General features: G+C 63.2%; 22 protein-coding genes. 5 read left to right on the forward strand and 17 right to left on the reverse strand.

The annotated features are described in order from the left end of the window. Positions 1 to 115: 115 nt before the first annotated feature. The 6 genes from F2P45_RS02000 to pstS all read right to left on the reverse strand — a co-directional run bounded on the left by F2P45_RS02000 (position 116) and on the right by pstS (position 5,359). A complete protein-coding gene (locus F2P45_RS02000) occupies positions 116 to 805 on the reverse strand; it encodes a response regulator (protein ID WP_166870091.1) in 690 nt (229 codons plus the stop codon). Between the two features lie 5 nt (positions 806 to 810). Beyond that, on the reverse strand, positions 811 to 1,518 hold the full coding sequence (gene phoU, locus F2P45_RS02005; protein ID WP_166870092.1) for a phosphate signaling complex protein PhoU: 708 nt from the start codon (positions 1,516 to 1,518) through the stop codon (positions 811 to 813). A 31-nt stretch (positions 1,519 to 1,549) separates the two neighbouring features. Continuing rightward, positions 1,550 to 2,335, reverse strand: a complete 786-nt coding sequence (pstB, locus tag F2P45_RS02010; protein WP_187367125.1) for a phosphate ABC transporter ATP-binding protein PstB — start codon at positions 2,333 to 2,335, stop codon at positions 1,550 to 1,552. Positions 2,336 to 2,360: 25 nt separating this feature from the next. Continuing rightward, complete coding sequence (gene pstA, locus F2P45_RS02015; RefSeq protein ID WP_166870094.1) at positions 2,361 to 3,221, reverse strand: phosphate ABC transporter permease PstA; 861 nt, start codon at positions 3,219 to 3,221, stop codon at positions 2,361 to 2,363. Then, positions 3,218 to 4,207 carry a phosphate ABC transporter permease subunit PstC gene (gene pstC / locus F2P45_RS02020; RefSeq protein WP_229504890.1) on the reverse strand — a complete coding sequence of 330 codons (990 nt, stop codon included), beginning with the start codon at positions 4,205 to 4,207 and terminating at the stop codon, positions 3,218 to 3,220. The genes pstA and pstC overlap by 4 nt, the downstream gene beginning before the upstream one ends. A 111-nt stretch (positions 4,208 to 4,318) precedes the next feature. Next, positions 4,319 to 5,359 carry a phosphate ABC transporter substrate-binding protein PstS gene (gene pstS / locus F2P45_RS02025; protein ID WP_166870096.1) on the reverse strand — a complete coding sequence of 347 codons (1,041 nt, stop codon included), beginning with the start codon at positions 5,357 to 5,359 and terminating at the stop codon, positions 4,319 to 4,321. Between the two features lie 241 nt (positions 5,360 to 5,600). On the opposite strand from pstS, the gene ppk1 reads away from it, so the two are divergent. The 3 genes from ppk1 to F2P45_RS36700 all read left to right on the forward strand — a co-directional run bounded on the left by ppk1 (position 5,601) and on the right by F2P45_RS36700 (position 8,393). Then, positions 5,601 to 7,706 (forward strand): polyphosphate kinase 1, encoded by a 2,106-nt coding sequence (ppk1, locus tag F2P45_RS02030; RefSeq protein WP_166870097.1) that lies wholly within the window; start codon positions 5,601 to 5,603, stop codon positions 7,704 to 7,706. Between the two features lie 12 nt (positions 7,707 to 7,718). Beyond that, positions 7,719 to 8,186, forward strand: a complete 468-nt coding sequence (sixA, locus tag F2P45_RS02035) for a phosphohistidine phosphatase SixA (protein ID WP_166870098.1) — start codon at positions 7,719 to 7,721, stop codon at positions 8,184 to 8,186. Positions 8,187 to 8,270: 84 nt separating this feature from the next. After that, positions 8,271 to 8,393 (forward strand): hypothetical protein, encoded by a 123-nt coding sequence (locus F2P45_RS36700; RefSeq protein WP_267876767.1) that lies wholly within the window; start codon positions 8,271 to 8,273, stop codon positions 8,391 to 8,393. A gap of 157 nt (positions 8,394 to 8,550) precedes the next feature. Here F2P45_RS36700 and F2P45_RS02040 read toward each other — a convergent pair whose 3' ends face one another. After that, on the reverse strand, positions 8,551 to 9,690 hold the full coding sequence (locus F2P45_RS02040; RefSeq protein ID WP_166870099.1) for a polyamine ABC transporter substrate-binding protein: 1,140 nt from the start codon (positions 9,688 to 9,690) through the stop codon (positions 8,551 to 8,553). Positions 9,691 to 9,879: 189 nt separating this feature from the next. On the opposite strand from F2P45_RS02040, the gene F2P45_RS02045 reads away from it, so the two are divergent. Then, positions 9,880 to 10,578 (forward strand): FadR/GntR family transcriptional regulator, encoded by a 699-nt coding sequence (locus F2P45_RS02045; RefSeq protein WP_166870100.1) that lies wholly within the window; start codon positions 9,880 to 9,882, stop codon positions 10,576 to 10,578. Then, positions 10,571 to 11,086 carry a type II secretion system protein gene (locus tag F2P45_RS02050; protein ID WP_166870101.1) on the forward strand — a complete coding sequence of 172 codons (516 nt, stop codon included), beginning with the start codon at positions 10,571 to 10,573 and terminating at the stop codon, positions 11,084 to 11,086. The genes F2P45_RS02045 and F2P45_RS02050 overlap by 8 nt, the downstream gene beginning before the upstream one ends. A 99-nt stretch (positions 11,087 to 11,185) precedes the next feature. Here F2P45_RS02050 and F2P45_RS02055 read toward each other — a convergent pair whose 3' ends face one another. The 10 genes from F2P45_RS02055 to F2P45_RS02100 all read right to left on the reverse strand — a co-directional run bounded on the left by F2P45_RS02055 (position 11,186) and on the right by F2P45_RS02100 (position 20,288). After that, positions 11,186 to 11,998 carry a pectate lyase gene (locus F2P45_RS02055; RefSeq protein ID WP_166870102.1) on the reverse strand — a complete coding sequence of 271 codons (813 nt, stop codon included), beginning with the start codon at positions 11,996 to 11,998 and terminating at the stop codon, positions 11,186 to 11,188. A gap of 75 nt (positions 11,999 to 12,073) precedes the next feature. Further along, on the reverse strand, positions 12,074 to 13,129 hold the full coding sequence (locus F2P45_RS02060; RefSeq protein WP_166870103.1) for a pectate lyase family protein: 1,056 nt from the start codon (positions 13,127 to 13,129) through the stop codon (positions 12,074 to 12,076). 611 nt (positions 13,130 to 13,740) lie between these two features. Continuing rightward, positions 13,741 to 14,124 (reverse strand): prepilin-type N-terminal cleavage/methylation domain-containing protein, encoded by a 384-nt coding sequence (locus tag F2P45_RS02065; protein ID WP_166870104.1) that lies wholly within the window; start codon positions 14,122 to 14,124, stop codon positions 13,741 to 13,743. After that, positions 14,099 to 14,563 (reverse strand): type II secretion system protein, encoded by a 465-nt coding sequence (locus tag F2P45_RS02070; protein ID WP_166870195.1) that lies wholly within the window; start codon positions 14,561 to 14,563, stop codon positions 14,099 to 14,101. The genes F2P45_RS02065 and F2P45_RS02070 overlap by 26 nt, the downstream gene beginning before the upstream one ends. 10 nt (positions 14,564 to 14,573) lie before the next feature. After that, positions 14,574 to 16,439, reverse strand: a complete 1,866-nt coding sequence (locus F2P45_RS02075) for a secretin GspD/PilQ domain-containing protein (RefSeq protein ID WP_166870105.1) — start codon at positions 16,437 to 16,439, stop codon at positions 14,574 to 14,576. Further along, on the reverse strand, positions 16,436 to 16,915 hold the full coding sequence (locus F2P45_RS02080) for a hypothetical protein (RefSeq protein WP_166870106.1): 480 nt from the start codon (positions 16,913 to 16,915) through the stop codon (positions 16,436 to 16,438). The genes F2P45_RS02075 and F2P45_RS02080 overlap by 4 nt, the downstream gene beginning before the upstream one ends. Continuing rightward, positions 16,915 to 17,436 (reverse strand): GspMb/PilO family protein, encoded by a 522-nt coding sequence (locus tag F2P45_RS02085; RefSeq protein WP_166870107.1) that lies wholly within the window; start codon positions 17,434 to 17,436, stop codon positions 16,915 to 16,917. Before F2P45_RS02085 ends, F2P45_RS02080 begins: the two co-directional genes overlap by 1 nt. Then, positions 17,433 to 18,002 carry a hypothetical protein gene (locus F2P45_RS02090; protein WP_166870108.1) on the reverse strand — a complete coding sequence of 190 codons (570 nt, stop codon included), beginning with the start codon at positions 18,000 to 18,002 and terminating at the stop codon, positions 17,433 to 17,435. The genes F2P45_RS02085 and F2P45_RS02090 overlap by 4 nt, the downstream gene beginning before the upstream one ends. Next, positions 17,999 to 18,655: a hypothetical protein gene (locus F2P45_RS02095; protein ID WP_166870109.1), complete on the reverse strand. Its 657-nt coding sequence runs from the start codon at positions 18,653 to 18,655 to the stop codon at positions 17,999 to 18,001. Before F2P45_RS02095 ends, F2P45_RS02090 begins: the two co-directional genes overlap by 4 nt. After that, positions 18,636 to 20,288, reverse strand: coding sequence for a GspE/PulE family protein (locus F2P45_RS02100; protein ID WP_370663195.1), 1,653 nt, complete (start codon positions 20,286 to 20,288; stop codon positions 18,636 to 18,638). Before F2P45_RS02100 ends, F2P45_RS02095 begins: the two co-directional genes overlap by 20 nt. Positions 20,289 to 20,306: the final 18 nt, after the last annotated feature.

The raw sequence follows: 20,306 nt of genomic DNA on the forward strand, positions 1-20,306 counted from the left end.
ATCCAGGGTACAGCCCGTCGTTCCCGGCCTGGGCGGCCCCCTTGGCGGGAAAGACGGTTTTAAGGTTAGCAGTGGCGATTCCGATACGGTCACGCCACTGCTAAAATCAACAACTTCACTTCTCCGACAGCATATACCCCACGCTGCGCACGGTCTTGATCAGCTTTTCCGATTCCTTGAGCGCCTTGCGCAGCCTGAGCACATGCACGTCGACCGTGCGTTCCTCGATCACCACATGGTCGCCCCACACCTTGTCGAGCAACTGACTGCGCGAAAACACCCGTTCCGGATGCGCCAGCAAGAACTTCAGCAGCTTGAACTCGGCATGCCCCATGTCGATCTTCTGGCTGTCGATCGACACCGTGCAGCTGACCGGGTCCAGGGTCACCGGTCCGGCACTCATGACCGCCTGGTCATGCTCCGGGCTCTTGCGGCGCAACAGCGCCTTGGCGCGCGCCAGCAATTCGCGCGGCGAAAACGGCTTGGTCACGTAATCGTCGGCGCCATTGTTGAGCCCCGCGATCTTGTCCTCTTCCATGCTCTTGGCGGTCAGCATGATCACCGGAATGTCCTGGAAATTGCGGTCCGAACGCATGCGCGACAGCAGGCGCAAACCCGTCTGATCGGGCAACATCCAGTCCAGCAACATCAGATGCGGCGTGCGTTGCTGCATGAATTCCCAGGCGTCGGCCACATTCTGCACCGAACACACATTCCAGCCGGCTTCGCGGAGGGAAAAAGTCACCAGTTCAACAATGGCCGGTTCGTCTTCTACGATTAATACAGTGGTTTTGTCAGCTGCCATTGCTCTTACGGTACCGGTTGATCGGGAATCAAAAGGGCCGGCTTGCTATGCCGGATATCCTTGCCTTCGACGACGTAGATGACATATTCCGCGATGTTCTTGGCATGATCGCCGATGCGTTCGATTGCCTTGGCGACCCACAGCGTGTCCAGCGCCGACGAAATCGTGCGCGGGTCTTCCATCATGAAGGTAATCAGGTTACGCATGATCGAGCGGAACTCATGGTCGATCACGGCATCCTGGGCGATCAGCTGCAAAGCCTGCTTGCCGTCCAGGCGCGCGAAGGCGTCGAGCGCATCGTGCAGCATGTCGGAGGTGGCGGTGGCAATCGTGCGCACCATTTCGTAATGGTTCACGCCGACCGCGCCGCGGCCGTGCAAGTTCTTCGATGTACGCGCGATCTTGGCCGCTTCGTCGCCAATGCGCTCGAGATCGGTAATCACCTTGATCGTCGCCATGACCGTGCGCAGGTCGTTGGCGGTCGGCTGGCGCCGCACGATCAGGTGGCTGCAGGCGTCGTCGAGCGCCACTTCCAGCTGGTTGACTTCGTCGTCTTCCGCGATCACGCGGTCGGCGCGTTCGAGGTTACCGATCCGAAAACAGGTCATGGCGTCGAGGAATTGGGTCTCGACGATGCCGCCCATCAACAACACCTTGGAGCGGATGGTTTCCAGTTCGTGATCGTACTGCTTGGATGAATGCTCGCCTATCATTGCTGCTCTCCGTAATTAGTATTGTCGTGGCTCAGCCAAAGCGTCCGGTGATGTAATCCTGCGTCTCTTTGCGCGCGGGATTCATGAAAATCTGGTCGGTTTCGCCGAACTCGACCAGTTCGCCCAGGTACATATAGGCGGTGTAGTCAGAGCAACGCGCGGCTTGCTGCATGTTGTGGGTCACGATGGTGATCGTGTAGTCTTGTTTCAGTTCGCTGATCAGTTCTTCCACTTTCGCGGTCGAAATCGGGTCCAGCGCCGAGGTCGGCTCATCTAACAGCAAGACGTCCGGTTTCACCGCCACGCCGCGCGCGATGCACAGGCGCTGCTGCTGGCCGCCGGAGAGCGACAGGCCGCTCTTGGTCAGCTTGTCCTTGACCTCGCCCCACAGCGCCGCTTTTTTCAGCGCCCATTCGACGCGCTCGTCCATCTCGCCCTTGGACAGGTCTTCGTACAGGCGCACGCCGAAGGCGATGTTGTCGTAGATCGACATCGGAAACGGCGTCGGTTTCTGGAACACCATGCCGACCTTGGCGCGCAGCATGTTCACGTCCTGGTCCGGATCGAGAATGTTCTTGCCGCGGTAAATGACCTGCCCTTCGGCGCGCTGGCCCGGATACAGGTCGTACATGCGGTTCAGGGTGCGCAGCAGGGTCGACTTGCCGCAGCCGGACGGGCCGATGAAGGCCGTGACTTGCTTTTCGTAAATGTTGAGGTTGACGTTGGTCAAACTCTGCGTCTTGCCATAAAAGAAGTTCAGGCCGGAAATCTCGATCGTCTTGTTCTTCGGCGTTACAGTAGGCATCGGTGTAGGCATAGGGCTCATGAGAGAATTCGGTCGATTATTTCGTGGTTTTCTGGCTGAACATGGTACGCGACAGGATGTTCAACAACAACACGCTGAAGGTCAGCAGCAAGGACGCGGCCCAGGCCAGGTTGACCCAGTTGTCCGCCGTGCTCTGCGCAAAGGTATTAATGACGACCGGCAAGTTGGCAATCGGTGCATTCATGTTGGAGCTGAAGAACTGGTTGTTCAGCGCCGTGTACAGCAGCGGCGCGGTTTCGCCGGTGATGCGCGCTACCGCCAGCAGCACGCCGGTGACCACGCCCGATTTCACGGCACGCAGGCGCACGGTGGTCGCTACTTTCCAGCGCGGGGCGCCGAGGGCGAACGCCGCTTCGAGCAGGTTCTGCGGCACCAGGCGCAGCATATTGTCGGTGGTGCGCACCACGACCGGGATGGCGATCAGCGACAGCGCAATCGAGCCGGCGTAGCCGGAGTAGTGCCCGGCCACGTTCACATACAGTGTCCACACAAAAATGCCGAGCACGATCGACGGTGCCGACAGCATGATGTCGGTGACAAAGCGGGTGATCTGGGCGAAGCGGTTTTCTTCGCCGTATTCGGCCAGGTAGACGCCCGCCAGGATGCCCACCGGGGTACTGATGAAGGTCGCCAGGCCCACGATCATGAGACTGCCGAGGATGGCGTTGCGCAAACCGCCGCCTTCGCTATCGGGACCGGGCGTGTCGTTCAGGAACAGGTCGAGCGAGACGCCGGCGAAGCCCTTGATCAGCAGGGTCGACAGGATCCACATCAGGAAGATCAGGCCGACCGACATGGCCAGCACCGACAGCGCGATGCCGATCCTGTGCTTCCAGAGGCGCTTGCGGTAGACCGGGTTAACAATCGTCTGGCTCATTTAACGCCTTCCTTGCGCGACATTCCGGCCAGCATCAGCTTGGCTGCGGACAATACGATAAAAGTAATGATAAACAAGATCAGCGCCAGCGCCAGCAGGGACGAGGTGTGCAGCGGCTGCTCGGCTTCGGCGAACTGGTTGGCCAGGATCGAGGCGATACTGTTACCAGCCGAGAAGATCGACCAGGACAGGTTGTTGGCGTTACCGATCACAAAGGTCACCGCCATGGTCTCGCCGAGGGCGCGGCCGAGGCCCAGCATGACGCCGCCGACCACGCCGGTCTTGGTGTAAGGCAGCACGATCTTGCGCACGACTTCCCATTTGGTGCAGCCGAGGCCGTAAGCCGACTCTTTCAGCACGGCCGGGACGATTTCAAAGACGTCGCGGATGACCGAGGCGATGAACGGGATGATCATGATTGCCAGCACCAGGCCGGCGGCCAGGATCGAAAAGCCCATCATCGGGCCGCTGAACAGCTTGCCGATGATCGGCAGCTGGCCGAGCGTGGCTTTCAGGAAAGGTTGGACATACTCCGAAAACAGCGGCACCAGCACGAACGCGCCCCACATGCCGTAAATGATCGAAGGAATGCCAGCCAGCAGTTCGACGGCGGTGCCCAGTGGGCGGCGCAGCCAGACCGGGCAAATTTCGGTAAGGAACAGTGCAATGCCGAAGCTGACCGGAAACGCGATCAGCAAGGCGATAATCGAGGTGGCCAGGGTGCCCACGATGGGGATCAGCGCGCCGAATTTCTGGTTGCCCGGATCCCACTCGGCGCTGGCGACGAAGCCGAGCCCGAATTCCTTGAATGCCGGCGCCGCGCCGATGATCAGCGACACGATGATGCCGACCAGGACCAGCAGGACCGATGCCGCGAACAGCAAGGTCACTTTGTGAAAGAAAAAATCCTGCATGCGCTGCTTGCGCATCGTGGAAAGCAGTGCGGCATGCTCGAGGTCAAGCGCTGCGCTCTTGCGTCCGGCCATTGCGATAGTTGGGTTTGCGCTCATTGATTGACTTCGCCAGGTGTCCACATGATGTTCATAGCTGCAAAAAAGCAGGCGGGCCGCACACGCGGCCCTGCCCGCCCGTTGTTATTACCAGATGCCCTTGCCGGCAGCATCTTTCAGATTGGCTTTCCAGGAATCGCTGACCAGCTTGGTGACGCTGTCCGGCAGCGGCACGTAGTCCAGTTCGACAGCGGCGGCGTCGCCATTCTTGAACGACCAGTCGAAGAACTTGATGACTTCCTTGCCCTTGGCGGCATCCGCCTGGCTCTTGTGCATCAGGATGTACGACACGCCGGTGATCGGCCAGCTGTTCTTGCCTGGCTGGTCGGTCAGGACCACGCCGAAACCTGGCGCCTTGACCCAGTCGGCCGAGGCGGCGGCTGCCTTGAAGTTGTCGTCGTCAGGCTGCAGGAACACGCCGTCCTTGTTCTTGAGCTGGGTGTGTGCGATCTTGTTTTTCTTGGCGAACGCCCACTCGACGTAGCCAACCGCACCTTTGACGCGCTGCACGGTCGAGGCGACGCCGTCGTTGCCCTTGCCGCCCACGCCAACCGCCCATTTCACCGATGCATCGGCACCGACTTTGGTCTTGAATTCAGGCGAGACTTTCGACAGGTAGTCGGTGAACAGGAAGGTGGTACCCGAGCCGTCGGCGCGGTGCACGACGGTGATGTCGTCGGCCGGCAGCTTGACGCCCGGGTTCAGGGCGGCGATTTCAGGTGCATTCCACTTGGTGATCTTGCCCAGGTAGATGTCGGCGATGACCGGACCGGTCAGTTTCATCGCGCCGGGAGCGATACCGTCCAGGTTGACGATGGTGACCACGCCGCCCATGATGGCCGGGAACTGCATCAGGCCTGCCGCGTCGAGTTCTTCGACTGGCAGCGGTTTGTCGGACGCGCCGAAGTCGACGGTTTTTGCTTTGATCTGTTTGATGCCGGCACCGGAGCCGACCGATTGATAGTTCATGCCATTGCCGGTTGCCTTCTTGTACGACTCCGCCCATTTAGCATACACAGGGTAAGGAAAGGTCGCACCCGCGCCGGTCATGTCCGCAGCCATGGAGTTTGCCGCCGCCAGGGCGCCAACGCCAACAATGATGGAAGCCAACAACTGTTTCATTCGCATATCAAGTCCTTGTGGGTTATACAACGTGGAATGCTGCGCAGTCTACCGCGCGAATATGACACGTTTATGACATGACGGAAATCCTTGTAAGAATCCGTTTTCTCCCTGCATGATACGCTTGTATTTCGCCTGCATGGCGGCAGTCCGTGTCACACAACGACAGCGTGTGTCACCGACTTGTCATATTTATTTATTACACTGGCGGCGTTTAATATTATCTATCTGACTAGTTAAAGCCCTAATGAAAACTGCATCGAGCACGGATCCGACGCGCGCCAACATCTTCCTGGACCGGGAGTTGTCGCAATTGACGTTTAACCGCCGTGTGCTGGCCCAGGCGGAAGATACTTCCCTGCCCCTGCTGGAACGGCTGCGCTACCTGTGTATTGTCAGTAACAACCTGGACGAATTCTTCGAAGTGCGCGTGGCCAGCCTGCTGGCCCAGGGCAACCTGGCGGAAAATCCCGCGCTGGCGGCCAATCTGGCCCGCATCAGTAATGAATGTCACAATCTGGTGAAGGACCAGTACGCGGTACTCAATACCGAAGTGCTGCCGGAACTGAAAAAGAAAGGCGTGCACCTGGTGCGCCACACCGACCGCAACGAGGCGCAGCGCGCCTGGGTCAAGGAGTATTTCGAGCGCGAAGTGCGCCCCCTGCTCACCCCGATCGGGCTCGATCCGGCCCATCCGTTTCCGCAGGTCGTCAACAAGAGTCTCAATTTCATCATCTCGCTGACCGGCAAGGACGCCTTCGGGCGCGGCACCGGCATCGCCATCGTCAAGGCGCCGCGCGTGCTGCCGCGCGTGATCCGCCTGCCCGACGAACTGTCGACCAACGGCGGCATTTCCTTCTGCCTGCTGTCTTCGATCATCCACTCGCATATAGAAGACTTGTTCACCGGGCGCGAAGTGATTGCCTATTCCCAGTTCCGGGTGACCCGCGACAGCGACCTGTGGGTCGACGAGGAAGAAGTCAAGAACCTGCGCCAGGCGCTCAAGGGCGAGTTGCAGGGCCGCCAGTTCGGCACCTCGGTGCGGCTGGAAGTGGCCAAGAATTGCGCGCCGGAATTATCCGAATTCCTGCTCGAACAGTTCGGGCTCGACAAGAGCCGCCTGTACGCGGTCGACGGCCCCGTCAACCTGGTGCGCCTGGCCGAGCTGATCGACCACGTCAAGCAGCCCAGCCTGCGCTTCGAGCCGTTTGTGCCGGGCATGCCGCAAAAGACCGCGCACCACGATATTTTCGAGCAGCTGAAAAAGCACGACATTTTGCTGCACCACCCGTTCCAGTCGTTCCAGACCGTGGTCGACTTCATCCAGGTGGCCGCGCACGATCCGTCGGTGGTGGCGATCAAGCAGACCATCTACCGCACCGGCATGCACTCGGACCTGATGGAAGCGCTGATGGCCGCCGCCCGGGCCGGCAAGGAAGTCACCGTCATCCTGGAGCTGATGGCGCGCTTCGACGAGGAAGCCAACATCAACTGGGCCGACAAGCTCGAACAAGCCGGCGCCCAGGTGGTGTACGGCGTGGTCGGCCTGAAAACCCACGCCAAGGTGGCGCTGGTGATCCGGCGCGAGGATGCGGACGCCGAGGGCAACCCGGGCGGCCTGCGTTTCTACGCCCACCTCGGCACCGGCAACTACCACCTCACCACCACCCGCCTGTACACCGACTTCGGCCTCTTGACCGCGCACCCCGAGATGGCGCAGGAAGTGAACGAAGTGTTCATCCACCTGACCAGCCTGACCAAGCCGCACAAGCTGACCCATTTGTGGCTGGCGCCGTTCGCGCTGCAGAGCGAAATCATCAAGGCGATCCGCAACGAAGCGAAGATCGCCCGTGCCGGCCGGCCGGGACGGATCATCGTCAAGATCAACGCGCTGGTGGACGAATCGGTGATCCGCGCGCTGTACGCGGCCTCGCACGACGGCGTGAAGATCGACCTGATCGTGCGCGGCGCCTGCACCCTGAAACCTGGCGTGCCGGGGCTGTCGGAAAATATCAAGGTGCGTTCGATCATCGGGCGCTTCCTGGAACACAGCCGGATTTACTATTTCCGCAACGACCTGGCGCACGATGTGTACCTGGCCAGCGCCGACTGGATGAGCCGCAACCTGTTCCGCCGCATCGAAGTGGCCTTCCCGATCCTGGACAAGGCGCTGAAACGGCGCGTGATCACGGAAGGATTGAACCCCTACCTGAAAGATAACTCGAACGCATGGGAGCTCGACCCGAGCGGGCATTACCAGCGCCGCAAGGTGCGCGGCAAGCAGCTGGAGTTTTCGGCGCAGCGTCATTTGATGGAGTTATTAGGCACGCACCCGGTCGATACTGGAGAGTGACAGGAGAACAGCATGGATCTGATTTTATGGCGGCACGCCGAGGCGCACGACGCCGACCCGGGCCAGGACGACATGGAGCGCGCGCTCACGCCCAAAGGCCAGAAGCAGGCGCGCCGCATGGCCGACTGGCTCACTTCGCAGCTGCCCGACAGCACCCGCGTCCTGGTCAGCCCGGCGCTGCGCACTTTGCAGACGGTGGAACCGCTCAAGCGCAAGTTCAAGATCGTGCACGAACTGGCGCCGGGCGCCGATCCGGAAGATATCCTGATGGCGGCCAACTGGCCGAACGGACGCGAGCCAGTGCTGGTGGTCGGGCACCAGCCGACCCTGGGCCAGGTGGCGGCGCTGCTGCTGTCGGGGCATCCGCAGGACTGGCAGATCAAGAAGGCCAACGCCTGGTGGCTGGTGCAGCGCGAGGCGCTCGATCCTTACAGCCTGTATTTGAAAGGCGTGATGGCGCCCGATCTGATTGTTAAATAAGTCGCTCGCCGGCCTTGAATTGTTGCATCCACCTGCTAAAGTTTAGGTGTATCAACTAAGGGAGGCATCGCTCAACGGCGGTTCATGATCATGTTCAGCATGCTCGTCATTGCCATGTTTGGAGGCATGGTTGGGTTGGTGCTGTATGAACTGGTGGAAGAGGTTCACGGCAGCAAGCTCGACCTGCAAGATCGCTATCACGAATAGCACCGGGCCTGATACAGGCCGATAAAAAGCGGCAAGGCCCAATGGGCGCTTGCCGCTTTTGTGTTTTTCGTTCGCCTTGCCCCTCGGCGCTCGCCTTCCAACCGTCTCCCCCGCGCCAAGGCGGCCCTCGGCGGGGGAGACGGTGGTAGTGTGGGTATTACCGTCCGGTCTTGAACTTGGTGAAGGTGCGCGTCATCACCCGGCGAATATCCTGCGGCACCGCTTCCGGCGGGATCATCTTCTTCAAATCCTCTTCCGGCAGGAACACGCTCTTGTTCTCCGCCACATCCTTGCGCACGAACTTCATGCCGGCCTTGTTCGGATTGGCAAAGAACACCTTGTTGGTCAGGCTGGCCTGCACTTCCGGACGCAAAATATAGTTAATCCACAAATGCGCATTGTTCGGATGCGGCGCGTCGGCCGGAATGGCCATGGTATCGAATACCAGCGGCGCGCCGTTTTTCGGCACCAGGGCCTCGATCTTGACGCCCTTCTTGGCATCGATCGCGCGCTGGCGCGCGATATTGATATCCCCGGCCCAGCCGAACACCACGCAAATGGCGCCATTGGCCATGTCGTTGATATACCCGGAAGAACTGAACAGGGTCACGCTCGGGCGCACCGCCTGCAGCATCTTGCCCGCCTCGGCGTAATCGGCCGCGTTCTTCGAATACGCCGGCTTGCCCATGTAATGCAGCGCCGCCGGGAACACCTCGGACGGCGAATCGAGGAACGACACGCCGCACGACTTGAGCTTGGACGTGTACACGGGATTGAAAATCAGTTCCCACACATTGGCCGGCAGGGGCGTCGCGCCCAGCGCGGCCTTGACCTTGTCGACATTGATGCCGACCGTGGTGTAACCCCACATCCAGTCCACCAGATGGTCGTTGTTCGGGTCCAGCGTGGCCAGCTTGGCCTGGATGGCCGGATCGAGGTTGGCCAGGTTGGGCAGCTTGGATTTATCGAGTTTGCGCAGCAGTTTGGCGTCGATCTGCTGGCGTGCCCACGGCGCGGTCGGCACCACGATGTCGTAGCCCGATTTACCGGCCACCAGCTTGGCGTTCAGGACTTCGTTACTGTCGAAGACATCGTAACGCACCGTGATGCCGGTCTCTTTGGTGAAGTTCTTGATCGTGTCGTCGGCGATGTAGTCGGACCAGTTATAGATGTTGAGGATTTTTTCCTCGGGCTGCTGGGCCTGGGCCGGAACGCCCGACCAGAGAACCGCCGCCAGCGCGGCCAGGCCCAGGCCGAGCCGCCGTTTCGCGTGCATGTGCCGATTGACTGCCACCATTGATGCCTCCGAATATAGATATATACAAGATTAAGCCCCGCGCGGGGGGCGTCCCGGAATGATCCGGCATTGCGGCCCGGTTGGCAAGCGCCGCCGCGCTGCCGCCTTGCACGGGAGCGCATAGCTATCTACAATTGGTCCTCTTGCGGTATCCTTTCCACTTTACCCCTTCCTTGACGGCTCCAGACGATGAAAACAACCCCCGCGGCGCCAGACGCGAGCACGCCGGAACCACGCATGTACCGGGTCGTGGCCGACAGCATCGTGCAATTGATCGCCACTGAGCGCATGCAGCCCGGCCAGCGCCTGCCGGCCGAGCGCGAGCTGTCGGCGCGCTTGGGCGTGAGCCGCGCCTCGCTGCGCGAAGCGCTGATCGCCTTGGAACTGGGCGGCGTGGTCGAGGTGCGCAGCGGCTCGGGCGTGTACGTCAGCGCGCAGGCGCCCGGCGCCAGCCCGGCCCCCGAAGTCGGCCCCGGTCCGTTCGAGGTGCTGGCCGCGCGCCGCATGATCGAAACCGAGGTGGCCGGCCTGGCCGCCAGGAATGCCACCGATTCGGCCATCGACGCCATCCTCACCGCCGTGCTGGAAATGGAGCGCGACCACGAAGACCGCGCCAGCAACGAGCAGGCCGACCGCAATTTCCATCTGGCGCTGGCGCGCGCGACCGGCAACACGGCGCTGGTCGGCGCCATCGACTACCTGTGGAACCAGCGCGGCACCTTGTGGCACAAACTCAAGGAGCACTTCCAGACCGAGGAACTGCGCAAGCAGACCTTGATCGATCACCGCAATATCCTGGCGGCGATCGCCGCGCACGACGTGGCCGGCGCGCGCCAGGCCATGCGCGCGCATCTCGAACGCGTGACGCGCACCTTCTCGCGTGCGTAAGCAAGCCATGGCGCCGCGCGCGGGCGGCTTCACCTACGTCGGGCTGATGGCGATGATCGCCGTGATCGGGGTGGCGACGGCGGCCACCGTCTCGGTGGGCGATCTGGCGCGCCGGCGCGACGCCGAAACCGAGCTTCTGTTCGTCGGCAAGCAGTACATCCGCGCGTTTCTCGAATACGAACTCAATACGCCGGAAGGCCATGCCAGCCATGCCCCGGCGCGCCTGGAAGACCTGCTGCGGGACCCGCGCCAGCCGGGCATGAAGCGTTACCTGCGCCAGCTTTATCCCGACCCGATCACCGGCAAGGCCGACTGGCAGCTGGTGCGCGCGCCGGGCGGCGGCGTGATGGGCGTGCGCAGCGCCTCGTGCGCGCAGACCATCCGGCGCAGCTTCACCGACGGCGATTTCATGTATCTGGATGGGCAAAAGCGCTACTGCGACTGGCAGTTCGCGTATGTGATGGCGTGCGGGGGCAACTGCAAGGACACCTTGCGCCCCGAGGACTGACCCTTCGAACGAAAAAAAACCACGCGACAAGGGATCACCTGTTCGCGTGGTCAAACCGGCTACATAGGCCGTCTTCTCACCTGAAACCTGTTTAGCGCATTATTTGAAAACGCAGGCACGCGCGATGTTGCCGGCGTTGGTGTCCTTGTTAGGCTCATTGCCTTTCGAGGTACCGATAAAGGTGGCGCAGCGCGCCGACGCCTTGTTCGACACGAAGTCGCTCATGGTCGCCACGTCGTAGGCCTTGGCCAGCGCCGGCAGTTTCGAGCCATCGAAGCTGCTGTTCACGCCCACGCCGGCACTGACGTTATAGATCGTCACGCCGCTGATGGTGACGGTGCGTGCCGACTGGCTCGAGCAATTGCCGCACGAGCGATACAGCTTGCCGCCTTCTTCCGCGTAGAAGTTGGTGATGACGATTTTGCTGTTTGCGCCGTTATTCTGGAACATTTTGTCGGCCGCTTTGTACGCTGCGCCTCCGCTGACGGTCATGGTGCCGGCGCCTTTGAGGGTGGCGGCATCTTCGCCCACATCGCCCCAGTACACGTTCTCGATCTTGCAGTTGCCGGCGCAATGCACGCCATCGGCGCCGCCGGCTGCCAGGTTGCGGCCGGTGCCCTTGGCCGGATCGCCCAGCACCACGTTCTTGAGGGTGGCGCCCACGCCCAGGTTGAAGTGCGGGATCTGGCTCTCGGACTGGCTGCCGTCCATCTTCTTGTTGTTACCGACCAGGCAAACCATCTTGCCGTATTTGACCAGGCCATCGAAGGTGGTGTTGGCCGGTACATCGGTCGTTGCCGTGACCAGCACCTTGGTGCACGACGGGACCGCGCGCTTGCCTGGGGCGGCAGATGCGCTGGTGGCGATACACAGTCCGATGACTGCGAAAAGAAGGGCATTGAAGCGTTTCATGGAGACTCCTGATGGGTGAATTGAGTGACCATCCCCTCTTGGGGATGGCGGGAACGACAGCGAAATGCGAACGAATTACTGGGCCAGGTTGGTGCGCGCGCCGGCCGTGGCGATGGCTTTCGCCTTCACGCCGGCAGCCGCGCTGGCGGTATAGGCGTAGCCGGTCGGGCCGTAGGCCTTGCTGGTCTTCCAGTCGGTGGCGTTGGCGTAGGTGCCGCTGTCCGGGGCGCCCCAGGTAATGCCGCTGCCGACGAAGTTGTTGCGCAGGTCCCAGTAACCGAGCTTGGTGCTGTCGCGCGAGGTCACCGGATTCCTGACGTTCTCGAAGTAGTTCGATTCGACCAGCGCCATCGCGCCCATGCGCACGTTGATGCCCGAGGTATCGACGTTGCCGAAGTAGTTGTTGAAGAGGTGGGCTTTACCGTAACGCAGCAGCGGCAGGCGCGACTTCACGTTCTCGAAGCGGTTGTTGTGGTAGGTGGTCAGCGAGCCGGCGTTGAGCGTGTCCTTGTCGGAAAATCCGTTCAATGCCACCTTCTGGTAGTTGTACACGTAGTTGTACGACACCGTGATGTGGTTGGCGCCCTTCTTCATGTCGATGCCGCCATCGAACGAGGCGTCACCCGCGCCGGGGCACGATTTGATCGAGGCGAAGATGGTGTTGTGGTCGACCCAGATCTTGCTTGGCTTGCCGCTCGACGTGCCTTCGATCGAAATCGAATCGGCGTCTTCCCCGCCCTGGAGCAGGCCGATGGTCATGTTCTGCACGATCACGTTGCTCGAGTCGCCCACGATTCGGATGCCGAAGTTGGCCGACGAATCGGCCGAGCCGCGAATCGTGATGTCGCTCTTGTTCTTGATTTCCAGGGTTTGCGCCGGTTTTTTCCACTGCGCGCACACGTCCTTGACGCTGGCGAAGTCGAACCTGCCGGTGTAGTTCAGTACCAGGCCGCCGCTGCCCGAATACGCCTTGATCTTCGCCGCCATGTCGGCCAGCGTGCTCACGTTCACAGCGGCCTTGGTGCCGCCGCCGGTGGTGGCGGCGCCGTAGCCGACCGGTCCGGCCATGGCCTGGGTGCTCGCCAGAACGGCTGCGGCAGCCAGTGTCAGTTTCAAAATCGATACTTTCATGCGGGTTACTCCGTAAATATTGGTATTTTTTCGAGCCGCCAGCTTTTGCGGGGGAAATCCCTCGCTGGCGATGTGGACCAAACGGAGCGCCGCACTGTTTGCCGTATTGCATACGCAGAATCCATGGATCATTGCGCTCCGCGAGTCGGCCATCATGCAAATAGATCAACGTTCGCCAGGTCTGCTGCGAGGATGCACGCTCTCATATTGTCGTGTCAACATCATGTTAAATGACCAAAAGCATTGCTAAGATACCAATTTTCATTCGACAGGAATGCGACCACGGTGTGCGGTGTGAGATTGGCACAGCCACGATCATTATTTTTCATCTAACGTCTTAGTATATGCATCTAATTCATATCAACGTCGCTTTGACATCGTTTTCCATGCAATCCGGGCAAGAACGTGGATATTTCAAGACCGATAAGACCTCATGCCAATTAAAAATGTAAAATGCAAGCTCAAAAAACAACATTTGGACTGACCGAAGTCTAGTATTGGTCAAGTCAAAAACTAATGTGGTCAGTCCAAAAAAGAATAGATGGCAAAATCGCGTGTATGGATGCCCAATTTGGCCGGACCGCGAACGGGGGAGGGATAGCGAAAGTGGATCAGAGCCGGCTGAAGGGCATGCCGGCGCGCGTGTTGCCGGCGGCACCACTGTAGAGGTTGTAAACACCAGCACCGTTGTCCGGTGCGACCAGAATCCAGGTAGAAGTACTTTCGGTTATCGGATCAAGCGGCAGGGAGCGCAGGTATTTGCGTTCGACCAGTTCGCCCAGCGTCTGCGGATAGCGCCCGTTGTCGCCATAGAATTTGTCGATCACACTGCGCGTGATGTGCAGGTTCTCCTTGAGGACCGTCTCCTTCGACTGCTCGACACTGCGGAAGAAACGCGGTGCGGCGATCGTCAGCAGCAGCGCCAGGATCGCCAGCACCACCAGCAGTTCGATCAGCGTGAAGCCGCGCTTACCAGCGCCGGTACGCAATGCCATTGAGGCCCACCTGTTCAGAATTGGAGTGCACGTCGTAGACATCCTCGCCCGGTTTCGGGTCGGCCGGGTCGCTCTGGTAGGAACGCAGCTGCCAGGTCTGCTCGGGCGGCAGGTCCGGATCGGTGTTGAACGGATCGCGCGGGACTGCGCGCAGGAAGAATACCTTGCGCGCCTTGGCGCTGCGCTGGTCCGGCACGCCGTTCACCAGCGCCAGCAGCTTGGGCGGATAGCCGCTGCCATCGAGCAGGCTGGCGATGCGGCCCTCGCCCGCCGCGCGCTTGTATTCGTCGAGCGCGCTGCGAATGTCGCGCAGGGCCACGCGCAGCTCCTGCTCCTTCTGGCGCTGCACCGCCACCTGCGCCAGCGGCAAGGCGATGGTCGACAGCAGCGCCACGATCGCCAGGGTCACCATCAGCTCGATGAGCGTGAATCCGCGCAGGCGCCGCACGTCAGCCCCCGCTCCGCTCGATCAGCGGCGCGCTGGCCGGCTGCGGCGCGGGTACCGGCGCCGGCGGTTCCTGTGGCGCGGCATGCTGCGGCTGGCCGGCCTGGCCACGCAGGCTCGCATCGGTCCCCGCGTCGAACTCCACCTCGCCGCCGGCGCCGCGCGCCTGGTTGCGCAGCACGCGCGGCGTGATCGACAGCACAATCTCGGTCTTGGTGCGCTCGCTACCCTTGCTGCCGAACAGGCGGTCGAGCATCGGCAGTTCGCCCAGGCCCGGAATGGCGTTCGAGGAACGCTTGTCGTTTTCGCTGATCAGCCCCGCCAGCACCTGGTTCTCGCCATCGCGCAGGCGCAGCACGGTGCTGGCGTTGCGGGTGCCGATGCGGTAGCCGTACGGCTGGTCGTTGGCGTCGAAGATGGTGCCGAGGATGCTGCTCACTTCCAGACTGAGTTTGATCGACACTTCATCGTCCATGTACACCACCGGCTCGGCTTCGAGCTTGAGGCCGACATCGAGGTAATTGACCGATTGCGAGGTCACCCCGGTCGAGGTGACATTGGCCGACACGCTCGGCACCCGCTCGCCGACCCGGATCAGGGCCTTTTCGCGGCTCTTGATGCGGATGCGCGGATTGGCCAGCACGCTGACATTATCGCGGTTGACCGACGCCGACAGGCGCATCGGGTCGACGCTGGCCAGCAGGCCCCTGGAATTGAGGTTCTTCAGGTCATTGAGCGTAAACGGGCTGGTCGCCAGGGTGCCGTCGTACAGCACGGTGGACGCGCCGAGCGGCGTCAGGCTGACGTTGCCCGGCCACTTCACGCCCAGCGATTCGAGGTCGCTGCGCTGCACTTCCAGGATCTCCACTTCCAGCATCACCTCCGGTTCGGCCACGTCGTGCAGCGCCACCAGCTTGGCCGCCATGAGAATGGTTTCGGGCGTATCGCGCAGCACCAGCATGTTGAGTTTTTCGTCGACGACGAGGTCGCGCGTCTTGAGCAGGGTGCGCAGGCTGCTGGCCACGGTCTTCGCTTCGGCGTTGGCGATGCGGAAGCTGCGGATCGTCAGCTTCTGGTAGTCGCGCTGCTTGGCGGCGTCGTTCGGATACAGCAGCACGGTGCGCTCGTCGACGATGCGCTGTTCCATCTGCACGCTCATGAGCAGATTGCGCAGCGCCTGTTCGATGGTCGTGTCCTGCAGGTTGAGCGTGACGCGCAGGTCGGCCGGCACATCCTTGTCGAGCGTGAAGCTGATGCCCGAGGTGCGCGACATCGATTCGAGCACGGCGCGCAGCGGCGCGTCCTGGAAGCGCAGGCTCAATCGCTTCTGGAACGCCTTGCCCAGTGCCGTGCCGCTTGGCGCGTCGGCGCTGTGATCTTCCAGGGCTTGCAGCATTTTCGCCGCGCGCCCGTTCTTGGGGTGCTTCGCCAGCAGCGCGCGCAAGGTCTCGCGCGCTTCAACGCGCTTGCCGGCGTTGAGCAACTGCTCGACGCCGGCAAGCGCGTGCGACTGCGACTGCGCCGCGGCCAGGTTGCGCATGCCGATCATGGCCTGGTCGACGGCGCCGAGCGCGGCGGCGCGGCGATACCCCTCCTGCGCCGCATCCCACGCGCCGCGCGCCACGTCCTGCGCGGCCTGCGCCAGCACCTGGTTGATCAGTGCGATGCGCGTGTTGGCCAGCAGGACGCGCGCTTCGATATGGCCCGGCGTCGCGGCCAGCACTTGCCCCAGGCGCGCCATGCCCTCTTCCAGCTTGCCCGCGTCGAGCAAGACACGGATGTCGGGCGGGGTGGGCTGCGGTCCGGCAGCGCATGCGGCCAGCACGGCCAGGCTGCATGCCAGTGCCAGGTTGCCTGCTATTTTTCTCATTCTTCTGTCCCGAAACTGATCCGGTGTTCCTCGCCGGTTTGTTGATCCTGAATGCGCACCGATTCCTGGCGCAGGGCCAGCACGCGATAACGCTTTTCGAACACGCTGCCGGCGCGCGCCAGCAGCACGGCGTCGTTGCGCAGCAAATAGGCTTCGCGCACGCCGTCTTCCACCTTGAACCCGAGCAGCACGAACGGCGTTTGCGGCTTGTCGCCGGCGTCCGGACCGCCGCTCGTTACCGCCGCATCCTGCCGCACCGCTTGCGCCGGGCCGCCGGCGAACAGGTCGGGCACCGGGGCGTCCGGATCGACCGCCACCGACGGCGCGCGCAGCGGCGCCGCAGGCGCTTGCACCGCTTGCGGGCGGCGCGGACGTTCGCCCACGCCGACCACCTCCGGTTCCGGCGGACTGTCGAACAGCATCAGCAGGCCGACGCCCAGCAGCACCGCCAGCATGATTTTCAGACGGGTCGGCATCAGGGCGCGTCCGGTGTAAACCAGACCGAAAACAGCAGCCGGGCTTCCACGCCGGCGCCGACCGCCGCCCGGTGCATGCCAACTTCGTCGAGCGACAGGCCGGGGATGGCCTGCGCCGCGCGCAGGAAGCGGCGCACCTGCGGATAAGTGCCGGTGGCCGGCATCTGCACTTGCCAGCGGCCGACGCGCCCCGTTTCCTGGCGCCGGTAGTCGGCCTGCGCGATTGTCAGCCCGTGCTCCGCCGCCAGCGCGAACAGGCGCTGCACGGCCGCATCGGCGCGCGCCGCCGGCGGCAGTGCGCTGCCCGACGCGCTCTGCGACGCGCTCACCGGCATGCCGGCACCCGGTGCTTCGCTCACCTGCATGGCAAGGGCGTCGCGCAAGGCGGCTTCCTGCGATGGCAACCACCAGCCCCATGCCAGCAGTGCGCACAGCAGCAAGGCCGCGCCGGGCAGCATCCACAAGCCGTGGCGCACGGCCAGCACTTCAAGGCGCCAGCGCAGCGCGTTCCATTGCATCATGGCGCGCTCCGGGTGTCGCTGTCGGGCAGGCGGTACGGGGCCGCGAGCTGCGCTTCGTAATGGAAGTTGATGCCGCCTTCGGCCGCGGCTTCGTGGCGCATCAGGCTCAGACGCGCGAACACAGGGCTGCCTTTCAAGGACCGCAGGTACTCCTGCAGCGCAGCCACGTCGTCCATGTTGGCCTGGACCTTGACCACCCCGCGCGCCAGATCGGGTTCGAACGATTGCAGGCGCGCCTGCGGCACGCGCTCGAAAGCGCCGAAAATCTCTTCCCAGGGCTGCGCGCGCTGCAGCATGGCCTGGCGCAGCAGTTGCGCCTCTTCGGCCAGCGGTTGCGCGCGGCTACGCTCGGCGCGCTCGCGCTGCTCGCCCGCGGCCGCGCGCGCGGCCTGCGCCGCCCTCGCCTCTTGCAGCTCATGCTGCACGCGCAAGCCGCGCCCGAAAGCCAGGCCGCCCAGCATCATGGCGAGCAAGGTGAACGCCACGCCCAGCTGCGTGCCGCGCATGCGCCAGTCCCAGCGCCATACGCTGCGCTGGTCGGCGAAATCGATCATCATCGGCTTCATGCGGCCGTCTCCAGGTGTGTCCAGCCAGCCGGTGCGGCGGGGCCGGACCAGTAGCGCGCCGCCGGCAGGGCCACACCCAGACGCGCCAGTTCCAGCGCCAGCAAACCGTCGACGTCGGTGCCGGGCTGCTGGCGCACCAGTTGCAGGCGCGCCTGGTGCCAGACCAGCAGGTTGATCACGCCGTTGGCCGCCGCGCACCAGACGCCATCGGGCGGCAACGCGGCGCAGTGGCGGTTCCAGTCGTGCAGCAGTGCCGGCAGCAGGCGCGCCAGCGACACGCCGGCCAGCGCCTGGCGCAGGCTGCGCGGAATCGCGCAAGCGAGCATCGGCGCGCCGGCCTGCCAGTCCGCTTGCAGCAGCCAGTCGGCCGGCGCCTGTCCGTACAGGGTCTCGAAGCGGGCGTCGAGCAGCAGGCGGCAGTCGCGCAGGCCGCCAATCCCGGCCGGCGGTTCCAGCAAAAAGGTGCGGCTCCAGCAATCGGCCACGCGCACCGACAGGCGCGCACGCGCCGGCAAGGCCTGCGCCAGTTCGCTGCCCAGCGCGGCCCAGTCGCCGCCCGCCGTCTTGAGCGTGGTGCGCTGCGCGCCGCGCCGCAGCACGATGGTGTGGGCGCCGATGTCGACGCCAATGTTTTCAGCCTGCCAGCGTGACACGTTTGACCTCCTCCAGCGTGGTTTCTCCGGTGGCCACCAGCGCCAGCGCATCGTCGAACAGGCTGCGCATGCCGGCGGCCCGGGCCAGCTCCTTGATCTGGCGCAGCGGACGGCGTTCGATCACCAGTTCGGCCAGCGCGTCGTCGAGAATCAGGATTTCGGCCACGGCGCGCCGCCCCTTGTAGCCGGTGCCGCGGCACTCGCCGCAGCCCACGCCGCGCCGGAAGTTGTAGTGCGAAACGGCGGCGCGCGCCAGGCCGCTGCGCACCAGTTCCTCGTTGTCCGGCGTGTAGGGGGCACTGCACTGGCGGCACGACAGGCGCACCAGGCGCTGCGCGATCACGCCGTTCAGGGCCGACACGAACGAGTACGGGTCGATGCCCATGTGGGCAAAGCGCCCGAACACGTCGAACACATTGTTGGCGTGGACGGTGGAGAGCACCAGGTGGCCGGTGAGCGCCGACTGCACCGCGATTTCACCGGTTTCCTTGTCACGGATCTCGCCGACCATGATGATGTCCGGGTCGTGCCGCAGGATCGAGCGCAGGCCGCGCGCGAACGACAGGCCTTTCTTGTCGTTCACCGGAATTTGCAGGATGCCGGGCAGCTGGTATTCGACCGGATCTTCGATGGTGATAATTTTTTCGTGGCCGCTGTTGATTTCGGTGATCGCGCCGTACAGGGTGGTGGTCTTGCCCGAACCGGTCGGCCCGGTCACCAGCACCATGCCGTACGGTTCCGACACCAGGCGCCGCATGGTGGCCAGGTGGTCGGACGCGAAGCCGGACGAATCGAGCGTGAGCGTGCCGTGCGCGCTGATCATCGACTGCTTGTCGAGAATGCGGATGACGGCGTCTTCGCCGTGCACGCTCGGCATGATCGACACGCGCAGGTCGATTTCGCGACCCTGCGCCTCGACCCGGAAGCTGCCGTCCTGCGGCACGCGGCGCTCGGCGATATCGAGTTCGGCCAGCACCTTGATGCGCGAGATGGCCTGCTCCGCCAGCGCGCCGCCGGCCACCTGCGCGGCCTGATCGAGCACGCCGTCGATGCGGTATTTGGTGAGCATGCCGCCGGGCGTGCTTTCGAAGTGGATGTCCGAGACGCCGGATTTGAGTGCGTCGTACAAGGTGGAGTTGACCAGCTTGACGGCCGGACTGCCGGCGTCGCCCAGCGAGGCGTACGAAAGGCTTTCCATCAGGCGCGCAGAATCGCCCTCGTCCGCCTCGCCGGTAACGAGCGAATCGACCGAGCGCACCGATTCCTCCTGCTTGGACAAATAGGCATGCAGGTCGGCCGGCAGCGCCAGGCGCCAGCGCACCGGGGCGCCGGCCAGGGTTTCGACCCACACTTGCAGGTCTTGCGCGTAGGGGTCGCACAGCACCGCCCACAAGCCGTCGGGGGCGCGCAGCAGCACGCACTGGCGCTGCTGGGCGCGCGCCAGCGGCAAGCGCTCGAAGGCCGGGGTGCAGGCCAGCATGGCCGCCATGTCAATGGCGGGCAGGCGGAACACATCGGCCGCCTGCGCCAGCAGCAGGCGCGGTTCGGACTGGGTCAGCGCTTCGAGTTCGGCAAAAAAGGCGCGCCCCGACTGGCGCGCGTTGCGCTGCGCCGCGCGCAGGGATTCCATCATGGGCGCCATCTCCATCGG

Source organism: Massilia mucilaginosa, from assembly GCF_011682145.1.
In the GTDB taxonomy this organism is placed as follows: Bacteria; Pseudomonadota; Gammaproteobacteria; order Burkholderiales; family Burkholderiaceae_D; genus Telluria_A; species Telluria_A mucilaginosa.

What these genes read in the sequence shown, in the direction of transcription:
- pstB (WP_187367125.1), bottom strand. Translation starts at nt 2,335, where the DNA reads ATGCCTACACCGATGCCTACTGTAACGCCGAAGAACAAGACGATCGAG.
- phoU (WP_166870092.1), bottom strand. Translation starts at nt 1,518, where the DNA reads ATGATAGGCGAGCATTCATCCAAGCAGTACGATCACGAACTGGAAACC.
- F2P45_RS02075 (WP_166870105.1), bottom strand. Translation starts at nt 16,439, where the DNA reads ATGAGAAAAATAGCAGGCAACCTGGCACTGGCATGCAGCCTGGCCGTG.
- F2P45_RS02000 (WP_166870091.1), bottom strand. Translation starts at nt 805, where the DNA reads ATGGCAGCTGACAAAACCACTGTATTAATCGTAGAAGACGAACCGGCC.
- F2P45_RS02055 (WP_166870102.1), bottom strand. Translation starts at nt 11,998, where the DNA reads ATGAAACGCTTCAATGCCCTTCTTTTCGCAGTCATCGGACTGTGTATC.
- pstS (WP_166870096.1), bottom strand. Translation starts at nt 5,359, where the DNA reads ATGCGAATGAAACAGTTGTTGGCTTCCATCATTGTTGGCGTTGGCGCC.
- F2P45_RS02090 (WP_166870108.1), bottom strand. Translation starts at nt 18,002, where the DNA reads ATGAAGCCGATGATGATCGATTTCGCCGACCAGCGCAGCGTATGGCGC.
- F2P45_RS02100 (WP_370663195.1), bottom strand. Translation starts at nt 20,288, where the DNA reads ATGATGGAATCCCTGCGCGCGGCGCAGCGCAACGCGCGCCAGTCGGGG.
- F2P45_RS02040 (WP_166870099.1), bottom strand. Translation starts at nt 9,690, where the DNA reads ATGGTGGCAGTCAATCGGCACATGCACGCGAAACGGCGGCTCGGCCTG.
- F2P45_RS02045 (WP_166870100.1), top strand. Translation starts at nt 9,880, where the DNA reads ATGAAAACAACCCCCGCGGCGCCAGACGCGAGCACGCCGGAACCACGC.
- F2P45_RS02080 (WP_166870106.1), bottom strand. Translation starts at nt 16,915, where the DNA reads ATGCCGACCCGTCTGAAAATCATGCTGGCGGTGCTGCTGGGCGTCGGC.
- F2P45_RS36700 (WP_267876767.1), top strand. Translation starts at nt 8,271, where the DNA reads ATGATCATGTTCAGCATGCTCGTCATTGCCATGTTTGGAGGCATGGTT.
- sixA (WP_166870098.1), top strand. Translation starts at nt 7,719, where the DNA reads ATGGATCTGATTTTATGGCGGCACGCCGAGGCGCACGACGCCGACCCG.
- F2P45_RS02060 (WP_166870103.1), bottom strand. Translation starts at nt 13,129, where the DNA reads ATGAAAGTATCGATTTTGAAACTGACACTGGCTGCCGCAGCCGTTCTG.
- pstC (WP_229504890.1), bottom strand. Translation starts at nt 4,207, where the DNA reads ATGGCCGGACGCAAGAGCGCAGCGCTTGACCTCGAGCATGCCGCACTG.
- F2P45_RS02085 (WP_166870107.1), bottom strand. Translation starts at nt 17,436, where the DNA reads ATGATGCAATGGAACGCGCTGCGCTGGCGCCTTGAAGTGCTGGCCGTG.
- F2P45_RS02065 (WP_166870104.1), bottom strand. Translation starts at nt 14,124, where the DNA reads ATGGCATTGCGTACCGGCGCTGGTAAGCGCGGCTTCACGCTGATCGAA.
- pstA (WP_166870094.1), bottom strand. Translation starts at nt 3,221, where the DNA reads ATGAGCCAGACGATTGTTAACCCGGTCTACCGCAAGCGCCTCTGGAAG.
- ppk1 (WP_166870097.1), top strand. Translation starts at nt 5,601, where the DNA reads ATGAAAACTGCATCGAGCACGGATCCGACGCGCGCCAACATCTTCCTG.